Annotated in this window: 14 protein-coding genes; 3 read left to right on the forward strand and 11 right to left on the reverse strand. The window is 69.1% G+C overall.

The annotated features are described in order from the left end of the window. The 8 genes from ALA01S_RS04055 to ALA01S_RS04090 form a co-directional block, all read right to left on the reverse strand. Entirely contained in the window at positions 1-2,724 is a 2,724-nt protein-coding gene (locus ALA01S_RS04055) for a Calx-beta domain-containing protein (RefSeq protein ID WP_066332380.1), read from the reverse strand. Between the two features lie 61 nt (positions 2,725-2,785). Beyond that, positions 2,786-5,455 (reverse strand): Calx-beta domain-containing protein, encoded by a 2,670-nt coding sequence (locus ALA01S_RS04060; protein ID WP_066332382.1) that lies wholly within the window; start codon positions 5,453-5,455, stop codon positions 2,786-2,788. Between the two features lie 170 nt (positions 5,456-5,625). Next, a complete protein-coding gene (gene fahA / locus ALA01S_RS04065; RefSeq protein ID WP_066332385.1) occupies positions 5,626-6,945 on the reverse strand; it encodes a fumarylacetoacetase in 1,320 nt (439 codons plus the stop codon). Between the two features lie 23 nt (positions 6,946-6,968). Further along, positions 6,969-8,261 carry a homogentisate 1,2-dioxygenase gene (gene hmgA, locus ALA01S_RS04070; RefSeq protein WP_066332386.1) on the reverse strand — a complete coding sequence of 431 codons (1,293 nt, stop codon included), beginning with the start codon at positions 8,259-8,261 and terminating at the stop codon, positions 6,969-6,971. A 73-nt stretch (positions 8,262-8,334) separates the two neighbouring features. Beyond that, positions 8,335-9,303: a Bug family tripartite tricarboxylate transporter substrate binding protein gene (locus ALA01S_RS04075; protein WP_066332388.1), complete on the reverse strand. Its 969-nt coding sequence runs from the start codon at positions 9,301-9,303 to the stop codon at positions 8,335-8,337. A gap of 47 nt (positions 9,304-9,350) precedes the next feature. Next, a complete protein-coding gene (locus ALA01S_RS04080) occupies positions 9,351-9,551 on the reverse strand; it encodes a DUF2783 domain-containing protein (RefSeq protein ID WP_066332490.1) in 201 nt (66 codons plus the stop codon). Positions 9,552-9,571: 20 nt separating this feature from the next. Next, complete coding sequence (locus ALA01S_RS04085) at positions 9,572-11,230, reverse strand: FAD-dependent oxidoreductase (protein ID WP_066332389.1); 1,659 nt, start codon at positions 11,228-11,230, stop codon at positions 9,572-9,574. A gap of 103 nt (positions 11,231-11,333) precedes the next feature. Continuing rightward, a complete protein-coding gene (locus ALA01S_RS04090) occupies positions 11,334-12,287 on the reverse strand; it encodes an MBL fold metallo-hydrolase (protein ID WP_066332491.1) in 954 nt (317 codons plus the stop codon). 145 nt (positions 12,288-12,432) lie between these two features. Here ALA01S_RS04090 and ALA01S_RS04095 point away from each other — a divergent pair, with 145 nt between their 5' ends. From ALA01S_RS04095 to ALA01S_RS04105, 3 genes are all read left to right on the forward strand, one after another. Then, entirely contained in the window at positions 12,433-13,209 is a 777-nt protein-coding gene (locus ALA01S_RS04095; RefSeq protein ID WP_066332391.1) for an IclR family transcriptional regulator, read from the forward strand. Positions 13,210-13,450: 241 nt separating this feature from the next. Further along, positions 13,451-15,106, forward strand: coding sequence for an FAD-dependent oxidoreductase (locus tag ALA01S_RS04100; protein ID WP_066332393.1), 1,656 nt, complete (start codon positions 13,451-13,453; stop codon positions 15,104-15,106). Positions 15,107-15,123: 17 nt separating this feature from the next. After that, positions 15,124-15,354, forward strand: a complete 231-nt coding sequence (locus ALA01S_RS04105) for a DUF2783 domain-containing protein (RefSeq protein ID WP_066332395.1) — start codon at positions 15,124-15,126, stop codon at positions 15,352-15,354. A gap of 78 nt (positions 15,355-15,432) precedes the next feature. Here the strand turns inward: ALA01S_RS04105 and ALA01S_RS04110 are convergent, their stop codons facing one another. The 3 genes from ALA01S_RS04110 to ALA01S_RS04120 form a co-directional block, all read right to left on the reverse strand. Then, on the reverse strand, positions 15,433-17,577 hold the full coding sequence (locus ALA01S_RS04110) for a putative bifunctional diguanylate cyclase/phosphodiesterase (protein WP_066332398.1): 2,145 nt from the start codon (positions 17,575-17,577) through the stop codon (positions 15,433-15,435). A gap of 355 nt (positions 17,578-17,932) precedes the next feature. Then, positions 17,933-18,484, reverse strand: coding sequence for a hypothetical protein (locus ALA01S_RS04115; RefSeq protein ID WP_157118746.1), 552 nt, complete (start codon positions 18,482-18,484; stop codon positions 17,933-17,935). 204 nt (positions 18,485-18,688) lie between these two features. Next, a complete protein-coding gene (locus tag ALA01S_RS04120) occupies positions 18,689-19,486 on the reverse strand; it encodes a PEPxxWA-CTERM sorting domain-containing protein (protein WP_066332400.1) in 798 nt (265 codons plus the stop codon). Between the last annotated feature and the right edge of the window lie 29 nt (positions 19,487-19,515).

A 19,515-nucleotide genomic window follows, 5' to 3' on the forward strand; every position in this document is an offset into this window, starting at 1 on the left:
TCAGACGAGGCCGAAGCTGTAGTCGGACAGGCCACTGGGCCCGCCGTCGGCCAGGACGATCAGCGTCAGCTCGTCGGCGCTGACGCGGCCGTCGCCGCCGTCGGACAGGAACAGGAACACGCCGGTCTGCGCGCCGTTGTCCACGACGAACAGCCGTTGGTCGTTGGCGGCATAGGCCGAGGTGGCCGAGCCGATCTGCGCCGCCGCGCTGGCGGCGGTGATGTCGCCGCCGATGTCCCGCGTGAAGATCACCAGGTCCGACGCGGTGGAAAAGCCGCCCGGCGCGCCGCGCACCAGCGGGTTGTCCATGGTCAGGTCGCGGTCGCCTATGGACGAGTACATGCCCAGGACGAAGCGGTCGTCGGGGCTGCTGAAGTCCGTGACCACGGTGGGCAGCACGCCGTCCCAATAGGGGCTGACGAAGGGGATGGCGAACACGTCGGCGCCCGCGCCGCCGGTGAGCCGCTCGCCGTCCACGTCGCCCACGAGCAGGTCGTCGCCGCCCTGGCCGTCGAGCGTGTCGGCGCCCTCGTTGCCGCGCAGCCGGTCGTTGCCCGCGCCGCCGTTGAGCACATCGTTGCCGGCCTCGCCGCGCAGCTCGTCGTCGCCGTTGCCGCCATTGAGCGTGTCGGCGCCGTCGCCGCCCTGCAGGGTGTCGCGGCCGTCCAGGCCTGACATCACGTTGGCCGCGGCGTTGCCGAACATCCAGTTGTCCAGCGCGTTGCCGCTGGCGCGCTGCGCGGGGCCGAGCAGGTGGAGGTCTTCCACGTTGGCCGGCAGCGTGTAGTCGAGGTAGGCCCACACCGCGTCGTGGCCGTCGCCGGGCTGCTCCACCACCATGTCGCCGCGGGCCTCGACGAGGTAGGCGTCGTTGCCCCCCAGGCCGCGCAGGGTGACGCCCGCCACGCCGTCGAGCAGGTCGTTGCCCAGGCCGCCGACCACCTCGTCGGTGCCGACGTGGCCTATGAGCACGTTGTCCCCGCCGGGCGAGCCGACGGCGCGCACGGGGCCGGTGGCGATGCGCTCGTTGTCCAGGAGGGTGGCCGTCACGGCCGGGACGCCGGCGCCGGTGAGCCGGATGGTGAAGGTTTCCGTGTTCTCGGCGATGCCGTCGTCCAGCAGCGGGATGTGCAGCACCTGCAGCGTCTGCCCCGGGGCGAACACCACCGTGCCGGACTGCGCCACGTAGTCGCTGCCGGCGTGCGCGCTGCCGTCCTGGGTGCTGTAGCTCACGCTTTGCAGGCGGTTGCTGGGCTGGGCCAGCAGCAGCACGTCCAGCACGGTGTCGGCTTCACGCGAGGGCAGTGCCACGGCGTTTCCCACGCCGCCGCCGCCGCTGCCGGAGCCGAAATAGTGCGCCGGGATCACCATGTGGGCGCGCGCATCGCCCAGCGTGGCGCCGGTGGGGGCCGAGAGCTGCAGGTCGAAGAACTCGCTGTCGGCATGGATCACGAAGGGGTTGACCGTGTGTATGGGCACGTAGACGGTCTTGTTGGTCTCGCCCGGCGCGAACACCAGCGTCTGCAGCGCCTGCGCGGCGAAGTCGCCTTGGTCGCGGCTGGAGCTGGCGCTGGCGTCGGCGGTGGCGTAGCGCACGGTGACGGGCGCGGTGCTTGGGCGGTCCAGCCAGACGTTGAAGCGTGCCAGGTGCTCGTAGTTGTCCACGATGGCGTCGTCCACGCGGATCACGGGCGTGCCGCTTGGGCGGTCGTTGTCGTGGATGGTGCCCAGCACGTCGCCGGCGCCGTCGCCCAACTGCGCGTTGACGGGGGCGGACAGGCTCAGGCGCACCAGCTCGTCGCTTTCCAGCGCACGGTCCTCCAGCAGCGGCACGTGCAGCACCTGCGCCAGCTCGCCGGCTCTGAACACCAGCGTGCCGCTTTGCGCCACGAAGTCGCTGCCCGCGCGTGCGGTCAGGCCGTCGACGCGCCAGTTGACGCTCACGTCCTGGAAGGGCTTGGCGCTCAAGTTCACCACGAAGTCCAGCGTGGCGTCGCTTTCGCCGGCCTGGGCGTCCAGCACGCTGATGACGGGGTCGGACACGGGAAACACGCGCACGTCGGCCGAGCCGACGATGAAGGCGCGTGCATTCGCGTCCGGCAGGTTGAGGCCCGTGGGCGCCGAGAGCTGCAGGTCGAACCAGGCCGAGGGCGTGTTGGAAAAGGCGCGCGGCATCACGTCCACCGCCACGGTCTTGACCACCTCGCCCGGGGCGAAGGACAGCGTCTGCGGCGCCAGCGCGACGAAGTCGTTGCCGGCAAAGGCGCTGCCGTCGGCGGTGGCGAGGTTGACGCGCACGGTGCCGGTGCTGGGCCGGTCCAGCATGAGCGTGAAGAGGGCCTTGCCCTCGGCGTCGTCCACCACGGTGTCGGCCACGCGCAGCGTTGGGCGGCCCGCGGGGGCGTCGTCATCGGCCACGGTGGCCCAGGCCGCGGTACGGCCGATATCGTCATTCAAGGGATCGAACAGGGTGAGCTTGAACAGCTCGGTGCCTTCGCGCGTGGTGTTGTCCAGCAGCGGCACGGTGACGACGAGGCTGAGCTGCCCGGGGTCGAAGCCCAGCACGCCGGCGCGGGCCGTGTAGTCCACGCCGCTGCGCGCGCTGCCGTCTGCGGTGGCCCAGTGCACGGCCACCGCCGTGTCGCTGGCCTCGCTCAGCCGCACCGTGAAACGGGCCACGCCGGCGGATTCGTCCACCGCGATGTCGTCCACCAGGATTGACATGGAAACCTCGCTACAAGAAGTTGCGTTGGGCGTCCGTCCGCAGCCGTGCGGTCGTGCGCGCTCAGACGCTGAAGCTGTAGTCGGCCAGCGTGCTCACGTCGTCGCCGAGCGTCGCGACCAGGAACAGCTCGCTGGCGGAGACGACCGCGTCGGAGCCGCCGGGCAGGAACATGCTGGAGGAGAACTGGAACAGGGTCGCCTGCTCGCCGTTGTCCACCACGAACAGCCGCGAGTCGCCATGCGCGTAGGCCGAGGTGGCCGCGCCAATGGCCGCCGCGGCGCTCTCCGCGGTGATGGCGCCCGCAATGTCGCGGGTGAATATGACCAGCTCGGCCGCGGTGGAAAAGCCGCCCGGGGCGTTGCGCACCAGGGCGTTGTCCACCACGGCGTCGCCGTCGCCTATGGGGCGGGTGAAGACGATGCGGTCGTCGGCGCTGTTCCAGTCCGTGACCGTGGCGCCACCGGCTTCGATGCCGAAAACGATGGTGTCGGCCCCGCCGCCGGCGGTGACCGTGTCCCGCCCCTCGGCCCACACCTGGTCGTTGCCCGCCCCGCCGTCGAGCACGTTGAGGTCGAAGCCGCCGTGCAGCACGTCGTTGCCGTCGCCGCCCTGCAGCGAGTCGTTGCCCTGGCCGCCGTCCAGCAAGTCGTTGCCCGCGCCGCCGGTGAGCGTGTCGTTGGCCAGGCCGCCCACGAGCGTGTCCCTGCCGTCCAGGCCCGCCAGCACGTTGCGCAGGTCGTCGCCGACGATGAGGTTGTCCTGCGCGTTGCCGGTGCCGCGGCGCGCGCCTTCGTACAGGTGCAGCTCCTCGACGTTGGGCGCGAGCACGTGGTCCACGTAGGCGTGGACCACGTCGTGGCCCTGGCCGGCGTTTTCCTGCACCCGGTCGCCGGCGGCCTCGACGATGTAGCTGTCGTCACCCGCGAGGCCGCGCATGGTCACGCCGCCCACGCCGTCGAGCAGGTCGTCGTGGCTGCCGCCTACGAGGGTCTCGGTGCCCAGCTTGCCCACCAGCACGTTGTCGGCGTTGGACGTGCCGACCACGGTGGCCTCCGTGGCCGGCGGCGTCTCGTTGTCCAGGATGCGGGCCACCACCGGCGCGGGCTCGCTGCCCACGGGGTTGGCCAGGCGCAGGCTGAAGGTCTCGGTGCTCTCGGCGCGCGCGTCGTCCAGCAGCGCCACGTGCAGCACCTGCAGCGTCTGCCCCGGCGCGAACACCACCTGGCCGCTTTGCGCCACGTAGTCGCTGCCGGCGCGGGCCGTGCCGTCCACGGTGCTGTAGGCCACGCTCACGCTGCGCGCGGACGGCGCATCCAGCGTCACCACGAAGTCCAGCGTGGTGTCCGTCTCGCGCGCGTGCAGTGCCGCGGCCTGCACGCCGGGGCTGGCGGCGCTGCCGTCGTGGTGCGAGGGCAGCACCAGGTGCGCCCGCGTGTCGCCCAGGGTGGCGTTCACGGGGTTGGTCAGCAGCAGGTCCAGGAAGCGGCTGTCGTGCGCCGCGCCGTCGTCCACGTGGTTCAGCGCCACCAGCACCGTCTTGTTGGTCTCGCCCGGCGCGAACACCACCGTCTGCGGCAGCATCCGCTCGTAGTCGGTGAACACGCGGGTGCTGCGGTCCTCGGTGGCGTAGCGCAGCGTGACGTACTCGGTGCTGGGCTTGTCCAGCCAGAGGTTGAAGCGGGCGAAGGGCTCCCAGCCGTCCACGATGGCGTCGTCGATGTGGATGACGGGCGTGCCCGCGGGCCGGTCGTTGTCGCGAATGGTGCCCAGCACCTCGCCGCGGCCGTCGGCGATGGCCATGTTCACCGGGTTGGAGAGCACGAGGCGCAGCAGCTCGTCGGCCTCCACCGCGCCGTCGTTGAGCAGGGGCACGTGGACCACCTGCGCCACCTGCCCGGGCGCGAACACCAGCGTGCCGCTTTGCGCCAGGAAGTCGCTGCCCGCGCTCGCGGTCACGCCCTCGATGCGCCAGCTCACGCTGGACGTCAGCGCCGAGCGCGCGCTGAGGCTGACCACGAAGCTCAGCGTGGCGTCGGCCTCGCCGGCCTGCGCGTCCAGCACGCTGACGCCGCCCCAGGGCTGCGCCCCCTCGTTCACGCCGGCCACGCCCGCCACGTAGAGCTTGGCGCGCGTGTTGGGAATGTCCACGTCCACCGGGTCGCCCAAGGACAGGTCGAAGTAGGTCGACCCCTGCGACGCCCCGGTGCGCGGCGGCACGCCCACGGTGTAGGTCTGCGCCACTTCGCCGGGGTCGAAATGCAGCGTGCGCCCGCCGTCGATGGACGCGACGTTGAACTCCAGGAACTGGCTGCTGGGGTGGTCCAGGCGCAGCGTGAAGATGGCCTGGCCCTCGGCGTCGTCCACGACCACGTCGTCCACCAGCAGCTTGGGCCGGCCCAGGGCCGGCGCGTCGTCGTCGACGATGGTGGCCCAGGCGGTGTGCCGGCCTAGGGTGTCGTTGACCGCATCGAAGAGATTGAGCTTGAACAGCTCCAGCGGCTCGCGCGTGGCGTCGTCCAGCAGCGGGATGTCCACCGTGAGCGAAAGCTGGCCGGGATCGAAGACCAGCACGCCGGAGCGGCCCGTGTAGTCCACGCCCGCGTGGGCCGTGGCGGCGGCCGTGGCCCAGGACACCTGTACCGGCGAGGTGGCGGGCTCGGTGAGGCGCACGGTGAAGCGTGCCAGGCCGCTCGACTCATCCACTGCAAAGTCGTCAACCACGATGGCCATGTCAGCCTCCGATGCCGCTCGCGTCTACCGGTGGCGGCGCCAAGGTCGCCATGGGCGAACGTGGCCGGCAGCATAGTCCTCGCTTCAATGTGGTGCGAGCCGCGACCCTTGCCGATACAGGGTCCCTGACGTTCGCTTCCTGGCCGGGACTGGACCCGCTGCGCCAAGGCTCAGGCGCCGGTGGCCAAGGCCGGCAGCACGGTGCCCACGCATTCGCCGAAGCCGATGCGCGCGGCGCCGGGCTTTTCGCACCAGCCGCGGATCACGACGCTGTCGCCGTCCTCCAGGAAGGTGCGGGTTTCGCCGTTGGCCAGCGCCAGCGGCTGCTTGCCGCCGGCGGTGAGCTCGATGAGCGCGCCGGCCTGGTCCAGCGTCGGCCCCGAGAGCGTGCCGCTGCCGAACAGGTCGCCGGGCTGCAGGTTGCAGCCATTGACCGTGTGATGGGCCACCATCTGCGCCACCGTCCAGTAGGCGTGGCGGTAGCTGGTGCGGCAGATCGTGGCGGCGCTGCCGGCCTCGCGCAGGCGCGGCGTGAGCAGGTCCACCTGCAGCTGGATGTCCAGCGAGCCCTCGCGGCGGTTCGCGTCGCTGTCCAGGTAGGGCAGCGGCTGCGGATCGCCCTCGGGGCGCTCGAAGGGCACGCGGTAGGGGGCCAGCGCCTCCAGCGTGACCACCCACGGCGAGAGGGTGCTGGCGAAGCTCTTGGACAGGAAGGGGCCCAGCGGCTGGTATTCCCAGGCCTGGATGTCGCGGGCCGACCAGTCGTTGAACAGGCAGATGCCGAAAACGTGGTCCTCGGCCTGTTCCATGGGCACCGGCTCGCCCTGCGCGTTGCCCGGGCCGACGAAGATGCCCAGCTCCAGCTCGATGTCCAGCCGCTTGCTTGGGGCCAACGACGGCTGCGTGGCCCCGGGCGGCAGGGTCTGGCCCAGCGGGCGCCGGAAGGACTGGCCCGACACGCCGATGCTGGAGGCGCGGCCGTGGTAGCCGATGGGCACCCACTTGTAGTTGGGCAGCAGCGGGTTGTCGGGGCGGAACAGCCGGCCGATGTTGGTGGCGTGGTGCACGGAGGTATAGAAGTCCGTGTAGTCGCCGATGCGCGCGGGCACGTCGTACTCGGCTTGCGCCTGCGGCACCAGGCAGCCCTGCAGCCGCGGCTGCTCGGCCGCGCCCTCGCGCAGTGCGCGCGACAGCGCCAGGCGCAAGGCGCTCCAGGCGGGCTGCCCAAGCGCCATCAGGGCGTTGAGCTTGTCCTGGGCGCCGGCCTGCGCGGCAGCGGCAGCCTCGCCGCTGAGCACGCCGGCCGCGGCCAGGGCCGCCAGGTCCACGATCTGGTCGCCGATGGCCACGCCGCCGCGCCAGGGCTCGCTGGAGCCTTGGCGGCGGAACACGGCGAACGGCAGGTTCTGCAGCGGGAAATCGGTGCCGGCCGCATGGGCCGAGGCGACCCAGCTGCGCAGCGCCGGGTCGTGGGTTTCGTTGAGGGACATCGTTTGAACTCCTGGAGGGGCTCTCAAGGCTGCGTGAAGCGGTCCGACAGGTTGGCCCAGCAATCGGCGTAGGCACGGTCCACTTCAGCGTCCTGCAGCGCGAAGGCGGTGGGATGGAAGCGCCAGCGGCTCTCGAACATGAAGGCCAGCGTGTTGTCCAGCTTGTGCGGCGCCAGCGGCGCGTTGCTGGCCTTCTCGAAGGCTTCGGCGTCGGGGCCGTGCGGCACCATGCAGTTGTGCAGGCTCATGCCGCCGGGCTTGAAGCCTTCGGGCTTGGCGTCGTACTGGCCGTACACCAGCCCCATGAACTCGCTCATGAGGTTGCGGTGGTACCAGGGCGGGCGGAAGGTGTCCTCGGCCACCATCCAGCGCGGCGGGAAGATGACGAAATCGCAGTTGGCCGTGCCCGGCGTGTCGCTGGGCGAGGTCAGCACGGTGAAGATGGACGGGTCCGGGTGGTCGAAGCTGATGGACCCTATCGTCATGAAGTTGGCCGTGTCGTACTTCAGCGGCGTGAGGTTGCCGTGCCAGGCCACGACGTTGAAGGGCGTGCCGGCCTGGCTGTTGCGCCACAGCGTGCCGCCGTACTTCTTGATGATTTCGTAGCCGCCCGCGCTGTCCTCATACGCCGCGACGGGCGCGAGGAAGTCGCGCGGATTGGCCAGGCCGTTGGAGCCTATGGGGCCCAGCTCCGGCAGCCTGAAGGGGGCACCGTAGTTCTCGCACACGTAGGCGCGCGAGGCGCCCTGCACTTCCACCTTGAAGGCGATGCCGCGCGGCAGCAGCACCACCTCGCCGGGCTGGGCTTCCAGCACGCCCATCTCCGTGACGAAGCGCAGCGCGCCCTCCTGCGGCACGACCAGCATCTCGCCGTCGGCGTTGACGAAGGCGCGCCGCTGCATGCTGCGGTTGATGAGCACCAGGTGCGCGGCCATGCCGGTTTGTGCATCCACGTCGCCGTTGACGACCACCGTGCGCAATCCGTCCACGAAGTCCAGGTGCTCGCCCTGCGGTACCGGCGTCGGGTGCCAGCGCAACGGGTCCGGCGGCGCGGCCACGCCGTCCTTGGCGCCCGTCTTGAAGTAGGGCTGCTCGTAGGGGACGTAGGCCCCGGTCACCACCGAGGGCTGGCGGCGGTAGAGCCAGCTGCGGCGGTTTTCGGCACGGGGCGCCGTGAAGGCGGAGCCCGATACCAGCTCGGCGTAGAGGCCCAGCGCCACTTGCTGGGGGCTGTTGCGGCCTTGCGGCAGTGCACCGGCCACGGCCTGCGTGGAGAACTGGTTGCCGAAGCCGCTCTGGTACGTCAATGCGGTCATGGAAAAACTCTTTCAGCAAGTCATGCGGCGGCGCCTTGCGCGGGCGGTGCGCCGCCGCGGGTTGCGGTGGGGCTCAGTCGAGCCTGATGTTGTTGGCCTGGATCAGCGCGCCCCAGCGGCTGCGCTCGGTGCGGGCGTAGCTTGCCATCTGCTCCGGCGTGCCCGGCAGCGGCTCCAGCCCCAGGGTCTGGAAGCGGGCCTTCACGGTCGTGGACTCCAGCGCGGCGACGAGGGCCTTGTTGAGCTTGGCCACCACGTCGTCGCCCGTGCCTGCCGGCACCACCAGGCCCTGCCAGGCGTAGGCCTCGAAGTCCTTGACGCCCTGCTCGGCGAGCGTGGGCACGTCCGGCAAAGTCTTGAGCCGTGCCGGGCTGGCCACGCCGATGGCGCGCAGCTTGCCGCTGGTCACGTACTGCTGGACGCTGGCGGTGTCTATCAGGCCGATGTTGACCTGGCCGCCCATGACGTCCTGCACGGCCGGTGCCGCGCCCCGGTACGGCACGTGGACGAGCTTCAGGCCGCTCTTCTCGCGCAGCAGCTCGCCGGCGAGGTGGTGCGGGCTGCCGGCGCCGGCCGATGCGTAGGTCACGCCGTCGCCCTGCTTCTGCGCCCAAGCCACGAACTCCTGCCAGTTCTTCACCGGCACGTTGGGCGCGACCACCAGCAGCAGCGGGAAGCGCGCGAGCATGCCCACGGGCTTGAAGTCCTTTTCCGCGCTGTAGGACAGCTTGGAGAACAGGAAGGGGTTGACGGCCAGCGTGGCGAAGTCGGCCGTGAACATGATGTTGCCGAAGTCCTTGGACTTGGCGGCGTAGTCGGCGGCAATGTTGGTCGCGGCACCGGGCTTGTTGTTCACGACGATGGTGCGGCCCAGGGTCTTGCCCATCTGTTCGGCCACCGTGCGCGCCACGATGTCCGAGCCGCCGCCGGCGGCGTAGCCCACCACCCACTCCAGCGGCTTGTCCTGGGCTGCGGCCAGCAGCGGGAGCGTCGCCAAGGTGGCTTGGGCCAGCAGGGCCAGCGCAGTGCGTCGGGTTGTCATGGGAGTCTCCTTCAGTCGTTGTAGATGGTTTTCGCGTGCGTGGGGGCTCAGGCCGTTTCGCCGCTGGCACGCGCCAGGGCCAGGGCCGTCTTCAGGACGTCCAGGCGTCCGATGTGGTTGGACAGCAGCAGCACCAGGCGGGCGTTGAGCGCGTGGCTGGCCTGCGGTGTCAGGTCGCGGTGGCTGTCGATGAGCGCCTCGTAGAAGTCGTCGGGCGCATCCAGGTTGGGTTCGGTGATCAGCGGCATGGCGGGGTTCTCGCGGCAGGTCAGGCCAGCGCGCAGGCGCGCGCCATGGCGGCCTTCACGGCGGGCAGGGAGGGATGGCGCCAGCGCGCGCACACGTGCTGGTCGGGGCGGATGAGGTAGGCGCTGCCGGGCTGCAGGTCGTAGCGCCGCGCCGCGTGGCCTTCGGCGTCGCTGTGCGCGTCCAGCACCAGCACCTTGGCGCCCAGCTCGGCGGCCCAGGCCGGGGCCATTCCCCAGCACAGCAAGGTGAACTCCGGGCCCAGCTCGCGCAGCAGCCAGGTGTCGCGGCCGGCGATGCGCAGCGGCGCGTCGGCCGCCGCGGCGCCGGGGCGCATCAGGGCGCCGAAGGCGTCGCCGTCGGCCGTGTTGAGCGTGGAGCCGTCCAGCGTGGCGGGCACCGACAGGCGGCCGCTGTTGACGAGCTTGCGCGCGAAGCCGTGCTCCCGCGCCAGTGCCAGGGTGGCGTCGCGGAACAGCCGGCTGATCTCGCTCTTGGGCGTGATGAAGTCGGTGGCGCGGGTGGAGTTGAGGATGTTCTCGTCGGCGGCGTATTCGCGCTCACGGGCATAGCTGTCCAGCAGCGCCTCCGGCGAGGTGCCGCGCAGCACGCGGTCCAGCTTCCAGGCCAGGTTCTCGGCGTCCTGCACGCCGGAGTTGGCGCCGCGCGCGCCGAAGGGCGAGACGCCATGCGCCGAGTCGCCGGCGAACAGCACGCGCCCATGGCGGAAGCTGTCCATGCGCAGGCAGGCGAAGGTGTAGACGCTGGCCCACTCCAGGGTGAACAGATGAGCGGGCAACGGCAAGCCGTCGCCCTTGCTGGCGGCCGCTGCGCGGAGCAATGCTTCCACGCGCGGGATGATGTTCTCCGGCCGCTTCTCGACTTCCGGGTCCGCATCCCAGCCCAGTTGGAAATCGATGCGCCACACGCCGTCAGGCTGCCTGTGCAGCAGCACGCTCTGGTTGGGGTGGAAGGGCGGGTCGAACCAGAACCAGCGCTCGGCCGGGAAGTCGGCCTTCATCTTCACGTCGGCGATGAGGAAGCGGTCCTTGAAGACGCGGCCCTTGCTTTCCAGGCCCAGCAGGCCGCGCAGCGGTGAGCGCGAGCCGTCGCAGGCGGCCACGTAGTCGGCCACGATCTCGTAGCGCCCATCCGGCGTGTCTACGGCCAGGCGGGCGCCGTCGCCGCCCTGCTCCAGGCCGGCCACGGCATGGCGCCAGCGGATCTCGATGTTGGGCAGCTCGCCGGCGCGCGCGGCCAGGTAGGCCTCGGCGTAGTACTGCTGCAGGTTGACGAAGGCCGGGCGCTCGTGGCCGGCCTCGGGCAGCAAGTCGAACTGGAAGACCTGCTGCGCCTTGAAGAAGACCTTGCCCACGTTCCAGCTCACGCCCTTGTCCACCATGGGCTGGCCCACGCCCAGGCGGTCCCAGATTTCCAGCGTGCGCTTGGCAAAGCAGATGGCGCGCGAGCCGGTGGAGAGCTTGTGGTCGTTGTCCAGCAGCAGCACGCGCTGGCCGCGCTGCGCCAGGTCGATGGCCAGGCTCAGGCCGACGGGGCCGGCGCCGACCACCACCACCGGGTGGCGCACGGGCGTGGCGGCGTCCTGGTCGGGGCTGCGCCGGTATTCGAACTCGGTGGCCTGGATGTCGATGCCGGAGGCGGTGTAGAGCGGATCGCGCATGGCAAGGCGTAGGGGCGTGACGGGGCCTGCGGGTCAACGCATGGCGTTCAAAGGCGGTGAGGGCCGCGGCGCCGCCAGGGCGCCGCGGCTCAGGCGTGGGCGATCAGGACTCGAGCGCTTTCCACATGTCGATGTCGCGCTGCGCGGTCCACACGCGCGGGTCGGCGTACTGCGTGGCCTCGTCGTAGGCGCGGGTCACGTCGAACGGCATGCAGTGGTCGAAGATCACCCACTGGCCGTACTTGGGCGCGAGCTGCGCGTAGGCGTCCTTGTAGGTGCTCTTGAGGTCCTTGCCAGCGGCCGCACCCGCCTGCACGGCGGCATACAGGTCGGAGACGAAGGCGCGCGTGCCCGCCAGGCCGGCTTGCACCTGCTCCTGGCCCACCAGCGCCGCGCCGCGGCCCGGGACCAGCGCCAGCGGGTTGAGCTTGCCGATGTTGTCCAGCGTCTGCGGCCAGTCCTTGAAGTAGGCGTCGCCCGCATACGGCGTGGCGTCGAACTCCACCAGGTCGCCGGACAGAAGCGTGCGCTCCTGCGGCAGCCACACCACCGTGTCGCCCTTGGTGTGGCCGCGGCCGAGCTGCAGCAACTGCACTTCGAGCTTGCCCAGCCACAGCGTCATCTTCCCCGTGAAGGTCATGGTGGGCCAGGTCAGGCCCGCGGGCACCGTCTCGACGTTGCGGAACAGGCGCGGGAAGCGGCCGATCTCGCTGGCCTTGTCCTGCTCGCCGCGCTCGACGATCAGGTCGTAGGTGTCCTGGCTGGCCAGGATCTGCTGCGGCTCGTAGGCCGAGGCGCCCAGCACGCGCACGGCGTGGTAGTGCGTGAGGACGACGTACTTGATGGGCTTGTCCGTCACCTCGCGGATGCGGCGGATCACGTCCGCCGCCATGGCCGGCGTGGCCTGGGTGTCGGCCACCAGCACGGCGTCGTCGCCGATGATGATGCCGGTGTTGGGGTCGCCTTCGGCCGTGTAGGCCCAGGCATGCTCCGAAATCTGCGTGAAGCTGACCTTCTTTTCTTCCAGGTCGGCTTGAGAGGCGAACGCTTTGCTCATGATCAATTTCGCTGAACTGATTCAGCATTGTTTAACGTTGGACTTGATCTTAGTCAGAGCCTTCGCTAATGTCTAATCAATTAGACAAGTGAAAACCCTTAGGTGATTTATGCAAGAAGCCATTCCACCCTTTGAAGAGGCTGCCATGCCGGCCGAGAAAAGCTCCCGGGGCATACAGAGCATCGAGGTGGGCGGCCAGTTGTTGCTGGCGCTGGCCCACCAGGGCCGGCCCATGGCCTTGAAAGACTTGGCCCGCGAGGCGGGAATGGCACCGGCCAAGGCCCATCCTTACCTGGTGAGCTTCTGCAAGTTGGGCTTGATCGAGCAGGAGGCGGGCAGCGGCCGCTACGGGCTGGGTCCGCTGGCCATGCAGCTGGGCCTGATCAGCCTGCAGCAGTTCGACCCGGTGCGCATGGCCACGCCGCTGATCGAAGACCTGGCCGCGTCCACGGGGCACACCATGGCCATTGCCGTGTGGGGCAACCGTGGCCCAACCATCGTGCGCGTGGCCGAAGCGCCCAGCCCGGTGCACGTGGCCATGCGCCACGGCACCGTGATGAGCCTGCGCGGCACGGCGTCCGGCTGGTTGTTTGCCGCGTATCGGTCCGGCAACGAGGTGCAATCCGTCCTGGCCTTGGAGGCGGCCTCGGCGGCCGAAGGCGCCCTGAGGCTGGATGACCAGGCTTTCCAGGCCAAGCTGGCCGAGATACGCGTGCAGGGCATGGCCCGCGTGGTGGACCAGGCCATCCAGGGCGTGAGCGCGCTGGCGGCGCCGGTGTTCGATGGGCAGGGACAGCTGCTGCTGTCCATCACCGGCATAGGCCCAAGCGCCACTTTCGACACGGCCTGGGATGGCGCCTTGGCTGGCGCCATCCGCGATTGCGCGCGCGGGCTGTCCCGCCAGTTGGGCGCGAAAATCTGACGGACCCGGGCCGGCGCCCAAAGCCGACCGCCATCCTCCGTTCCTTCATCCACTGCGCCGCATGCCGGCGCTTTTTTTTGCCTGTTCACGTCTTGGGCCATGGCGCACGCCGTGGGCACACCCATCCCGAATGCGCGTTTCCCCTAGGTTAATGAATTTGCAATTAACAAACTCGAGCCATAAACTGCAAGCAAGTTAGTTATTAACAAATGATTTTGTCCAAAAACCTTGGAGACACGCCATGCTCAAGAGCTACACCTATCCCAAGTTCGAGTACCGCAAGCCGCCTGAGCTTTGCGGCGACGGGCCGCGGCGCTATCCGGTCGTCATCGTCGGCGCCGGGCCGGTGGGCCTGACGGCGGCGCTGGACTGCCGGCTGCACGGCATACCCGTGGTCGTGCTCGACGACGACAACACCGTTTCCGTCGGCTCCCGCGGCCTGTGCTACGCCAAGCGCGCCCTGGAGATCCTGGACCGCGTGGGCGTGGGCGAACCCGTGGTGGACAAGGGCGTGGGCTGGAACGTGGGCCGCACCTTCTTCGGCGAAGGCGAGGTGTTCAACTTCGACCTGCTGCCCGCGGCCGACCACAAGCGCCCGGGCATGGTGAACCTGCAGCAGTACTACCTGGAGCAGTTCCAGGTGGAGCGCTGCAAGGAGATGGGCGTCGAGATCCGCTGGAAGAACAAGGTCGTCTCCGTCGCGCCGGAGGGCGACAAGGTCACGCTGCAGGTCGAGACGCCGGACGGCGTGTACGCGCTGGAGACGGACTGGCTCATCGTGTGCGACGGCGCGCGCAGCCCTGTGCGCAACCTGCTGGGCCTGGACATCGACGGCAAGATCTTCATGGACCGCTTCCTGATCGCCGACGTGATCATGAAGGCGCAGTTCCCGGCCGAGCGCTGGTTCTGGTTCGACCCGCCCTTCCACCGCAACCAGAGCGTGCTGCTGCACCGCGAGGCCGACGACGTCTGGCGCATCGATTTCCAGCTCGGCTGGGACGTGGACCCGGAGGAGGAAAAGAAGCCGGAGAAGGTGATCCCGCGCATCCAGGCCATGTTGGGCGACGAGCGCGAGTTCGATCTGGAATGGGTCAGCGTCTACACCTTCCAGTGCCGCCGCATGGGCCGCTTCAACCACGGCCGCGTGCTCTTTGCCGGCGATGCTGCGCACCAGGTGTCGCCCTTCGGCGCACGCGGCGCCAACTCCGGCATCCAGGACACGGACAACCTGGTGTGGAAGCTCAAGTTGGTGCTGGACGGCCTGGCGCCGCAACGCCTGCTGGACACCTACTCCGAAGAGCGCGTGCATGCCGCCGACGAGAACATCATGAACTCGACGCGCTCCACCGACTTCATCACGCCCAAGAGCAACACCAGCAAGGCTTTCCGCAACGCGGTGCTGCAGCTCGCGCAGCAGCATGCCTTTGCCCGCAAGCTGGTGAACTCCGGGCGCCTGTCCGTGCCCGCGTTCTACAGCCGCTCCTCGCTCAACACGCCGGACGTTGACGTGTTCGCCGGCGACATGGAGCCCGGCGCGCCCATGGAGGACGCACCCGTCGTGGCCGACGGCCGGCAGGCCTGGCTGATCGACCAGATCGGCAACCGCTTCCAGTTGATGGTGTATGCGGACGACCCCGCCACCGTGGACAAGAGCCTGCTGGGCGCGCTGCTGGACGCGCCCATTCCCGTGGAACCCCTCATCGTGTCGCCCAAGGCCGCCACGCTGCCGGGCGTGCGCGTGCTGCAGGACGTCAAGGGGCTGGTGGCCGCCCGCTACGACGCCCGCGACGGCAGCGCCTTCCTGCTGAGGCCCGACCAGCATGTGTGCGCCCGCTGGCGCCGCCTGGATGCCGCACATGTGCGCGCAGCCGTTGCCCGTGCAACCTGCAACGCCTGACTGCCAAGGAGATTTTCATGAGCCTTCAACTGCAACCCAACTTCTCGGAAGCCGGCAAGCGCTACTACCGCGATTTTTCGGCGGGCGACGACTTCTACCAGTTGCTCATCGACATGCATCGTGACCTCAGCGACGAGCAAAGCGCGCTCGTCAACGCCAAGCTGATCCTGCTGCTGAGCAACCACGTCGGCGACATCGCCGTGTTGCGCGAAGCCATGGCCCTCGCGCGCCAGGGCGTGGCGGTGTGAGCGTGGCCGGCCGTGGGCGGCCGGGTCGTGCCCGGCGTGCCGGTACTCGCCGGTCGCGCCGGAAGGCCGATGGGGTGGCTACGCGAAAAGCGCTTGTTCGGCGGAGCCTGAGCACGCGGCGCCCATCAAAGGCGAGCCCTGCTTCATGAGGTCTTGAGGCGGCATGGGGCGTGCGAAAAAGAAGCCCTGCAACTCGTCGCAACCGAGCTCGATCAGGGCATCCCGCTGCGCTGCGGTTTCCACCCCTTCGGCCACGACGCGCAAGTCCAGCGCGTGAGCAAGCCGGACGATGGCGTCGACGATGGCACGGGCGTCCTTGCTCGTGTGCACGTCCATGACGAATTCCCGGTCGATCTTGAGCTCGCTCACGCGCATCTGGCGCAGCGACGACAGGCTGGAATATCCCGTGCCGAAGTCGTCTATGGACACCACCACGCCGATGCCGGAGAGGCCTTCGATGATGCCTTTTGCAGCCTGGCTGCGTTCCATGGCCACGGATTCGGTGATCTCGCACACCAGTTGGCCCGGCTGCACCTCGTGCCGCTGCAGGGCGTCACGAACCTGCTCGACGATGCAGGCATTGCGAAGCTGATGGCTGGACAGGTTGACCGCCACCCGGACCTTGCTGCCCTGGGCCTGCCAAGCGCCCATCTGGCGGCAGGCCTCGTCAATGACCCATGCGCCTATCGCGTTGATCAGGCCGAACCGTTCGGCAATCGGAATGAACACGGCCGGGCTGATGGGGCCGCGCACAGGATGGATCCAGCGCAGCAGCGCCTCGACGCCGTTGACCTGGCCCGTGCGTCCACTGATCTTGGGCTGGTAGTGGAGCTGCAACTGGTGGGTCTCCACGGCCTCCCGCAAGGCCTGCCGCAGCTCGACCAGCTCGGAGACGTCTTCGTGCATGTGCGGCCTGAAGAAGGCGTAGCCGTTGCCGCCGCCGTTCTTCGCCACGTACATCGCCGCGTCCGCATCCGCCACGATCCGGTCCCGTTCGCCTTGATCGGGGTAGACCACCGCGCCGATAGAACACGACAGCGACACGCTTCGCGCGCCGATCTCGAAGGCGGTGGACATCACATCGAGAATGCGCTGTGCCACCAGCCTCACGTCTTCCTCTGCGGCCACGTCGTCCACCAGCAGCACGAACTCGTCGCCGCCTATGCGGGCCAGGGCGTCCACGTCCCGGATGACGGACTTCAAGCGCAGGGCAATCTGCTGCAGCAGCGCGTCGCCGACGGCGTGTCCATAGCTGTCGTTCACCGGCTTGAAGCCGTCCAGGTCGATGAACAGCACGCCCATCTTGGCGACGGTTCCCTGCTCCAGCCGCGCCAGGGCGTTTTCAAGCCGTTCCTGGAACAGGGTGCGGTTGGAGACCCCCGTGAGCGGGTCCGTCATGGCCAGGCGCTCCAGCTCGGCATGGGCGCCGTCGAGGCTGGCGCTGGTCATTTCAAGCGCGGCGCTGACCTTGGCGGCCTGCTTGCCCATGCGGTCATCGACCCGCGAGGCCAAGAGCGTCAACAGCATCAGCACCAGGCAGGCGAGGATGATGACGGTATGCAGGCCCTCGCCATGCAGCGCTTGCGCGCTCAGGCAGACCGCGTTCAGCGGATAGTTGGCCGCCGCTTCGCCGAGGTAGTGCATGCCGCTGATCGCCAGGCCCATCACCAGGGCGGCGCCGATCTGGGCCCCTTGGGCCTGGCGGCCGTTGAGCACGCGCACGCGAAAGAATATCGACAAGGCAACGGCGGACGCGGCGAACGCGACCAGCGCCGAGCACACCACCAGCGTGCCGTTCCACACGATGCCGGGCGCCAGCACCAGCGCCGCCATCCCGATGTAGTGCATGGCGCAAATGCCCACGCCCATGACGAAGCCGCCCGAGACCAGCAGGCGCCAGCCCAGGCGGGGCCGCGAAGAAATGAACAGCGCCAGCGCAGAGGTGGAGACGGCGCAGGCCCACGACAACAAGGTCATGAAGTGGTCGTAGCCGACTTCCATGGGCATCTGCAGGGCGAGCATGCCGACGAAGTGCATGGCCCACACGCCCGTGCCCATCACGATGCCGCCTCCCGTCGTCCAGAACAGCCGCAGGTAGAGATCGCGCTTTTGCACGCGCTTGGCCAGGTCCAGCGAGACGTAGGAGGCGAGGATGGCGACGAGCACCGACAAGGCGACGCCGCGAAGGTCGTAGGCGGGCTGGAGAAATTCGAGTGACGGCATTGTTTTCGTGCCTGCCCGCTGCGTCACCGGTGGCCCCGTGTGACGACAGTCCAGCCGCATGGTCGTTCGGCAAGGGCCTCCAGGGAGCGGCCCACGTCGGCAAGCCAAGGCTTCACCGTTGCCGGCATGGGCGATGGCCGCCGCTGCCGTGGGCAGCAACCCCCTGGAACCTCAAGTGGCGTACGTCGTGCTGATGGAAGCGGCCAGCCTGCTTTCTTGGGGTGGTGGTTTGACTATCGTCAGACCATGTCCACCCCTGCAGCGGTCCATCCCGGGAGTTCACACTCCGGTGACAGTCGGCGTGCTGCCAGACCCAAGCCGTGGGTACGGCTCCCCTTGGGCCCGGCCAGTTCCGTCAAGGCTTGTTGATCGCAGGATGCGCTTGGTGGTTGCCCTGACGCAGCGGCGGCCCGCTGGGCGGATCCGTCTGGGTCTTGCCGCAGGCAATGACGGGCTTGGTTTCTCCGACCAGCGTGATGGAGAAGGCCGCCACGTCATGAGGGAATGAACCCACCGTGCCGCCGGGCTCGCCCGCGTCGGTGAAGGCCAGCTCGATGGTGGCCGGCTCCTGGTTGTAGGTGCCCACGCCGCTGCCCACCAAGGTGTCGAATCTCACCACCGGCTGGCCGGGGTCCAGCGCCGGGTTGTCCAGGCAATTGACGTCGGTGAGCTCCGTGAGGTGGAAGTGGTTGCCGCCGCTGAAGTTGATCTCCAGCCGGTTGGGCCTCTCTCCTTCCTTGCAATGCAAGGTAAAGCCGTGCGTGATGCGCACGCCGTTGCAGAAGAAGGAGCCCCCGCCCGTCATCCGGCCGTCGAGGTTGCCCACGTGCGCAAGCACCGCGCCCGCATACAGGGCTGCCGGGGCGGCCGCCAGGAGCGCTCTCAGGATTGCAGTTGTGGCTTTCATTTGCGGTCTCCTGAACTGATGGAACGAACTTCCGTGGCCCGGCCCGTACTTCTGGTGGCCGGGACTGCGCTGAAGAGCGCAGCAGCGCCAGCGACTGGCAAGACATGGTCGCAGCAAGGCACGAACCCGCTACATCAGTGCATCCGGCGCAAAACCAGCGGCTCAACTTGACATTTGGCGCACCGCGCCGCTGGGCCTGCCGCGTCAGCGTTCGCGCCGCTCCTGCCGCCGCCGTGCCGTGACGCCGACCAGGGCCAGGCCGGCCAGCATCAGCGCATAGGTCGAGGGCTCGGGGACGCCCGGCACGGCGGACGAGGCGATCACGCCCCACTTGCCCCACAGCGTCGCCTGGTGGCTCAGGTCGTTGCGCATCAGCACCGAGATTTCCCCGCTCTCGTGCGCGCTGTCCGCGGGGGAGTGCCAGTCGGACTTCGCCGTGATGGAGCGCAAGGCGTCGTCCCCGTCGATGAAGCGGGAGGAGAAGAACACGCTGGCGGTGCCGTATTCCAGGCCGCGCAGCAGGGGCGAGGGGTTGCGGTAGGGGTCGACTTCGGCATCCAGCGTGTACTGCCCGGTGATGCGCAGCCCGGTGTGCGCGGACAACTGGAACAGCGGCATGCCGAGCGCACCCTGGTAGATGGCTATGGATTTGAGCTGGTAGCGGTCCGAACCCAGGTACGGGAGGCTTTCCGCCGTGAAGCCGAAGCTGCCGGACTGGCTGAAGGCGGACAGTCCCGCCTGCGACGCCGCGGCCGAGCCGTTGGGGAAGCTGACGCTGGCCGGCTCCGTGAAGCTGCCAAAGTCCTTGCAACCGGTGCAGTAACCCCCGCTTTTGACGCGGACCAGGGACTGGCCGGTGAACTTCACGGTGGGCGTGATGCCGTCGTTGGGGTCCAGGTCCACCAGCTCGTAGCGCAGCTCGGTGAGGCTGGCGGTGGCCGAGGCCTCGGCCATGGCGGGAATGGACGCGACGGCCAGCAAGGTGCCCAAAAGCAGTTTCATGAGCGTCTCCTCGTGGGGAGGCAGCAGGT

Origin of the sequence: Azohydromonas lata NBRC 102462 (assembly GCF_001571085.1) — a bacterium.
Taxonomy (GTDB): Bacteria; Pseudomonadota; Gammaproteobacteria; order Burkholderiales; family Burkholderiaceae_C; genus Azohydromonas; species Azohydromonas lata.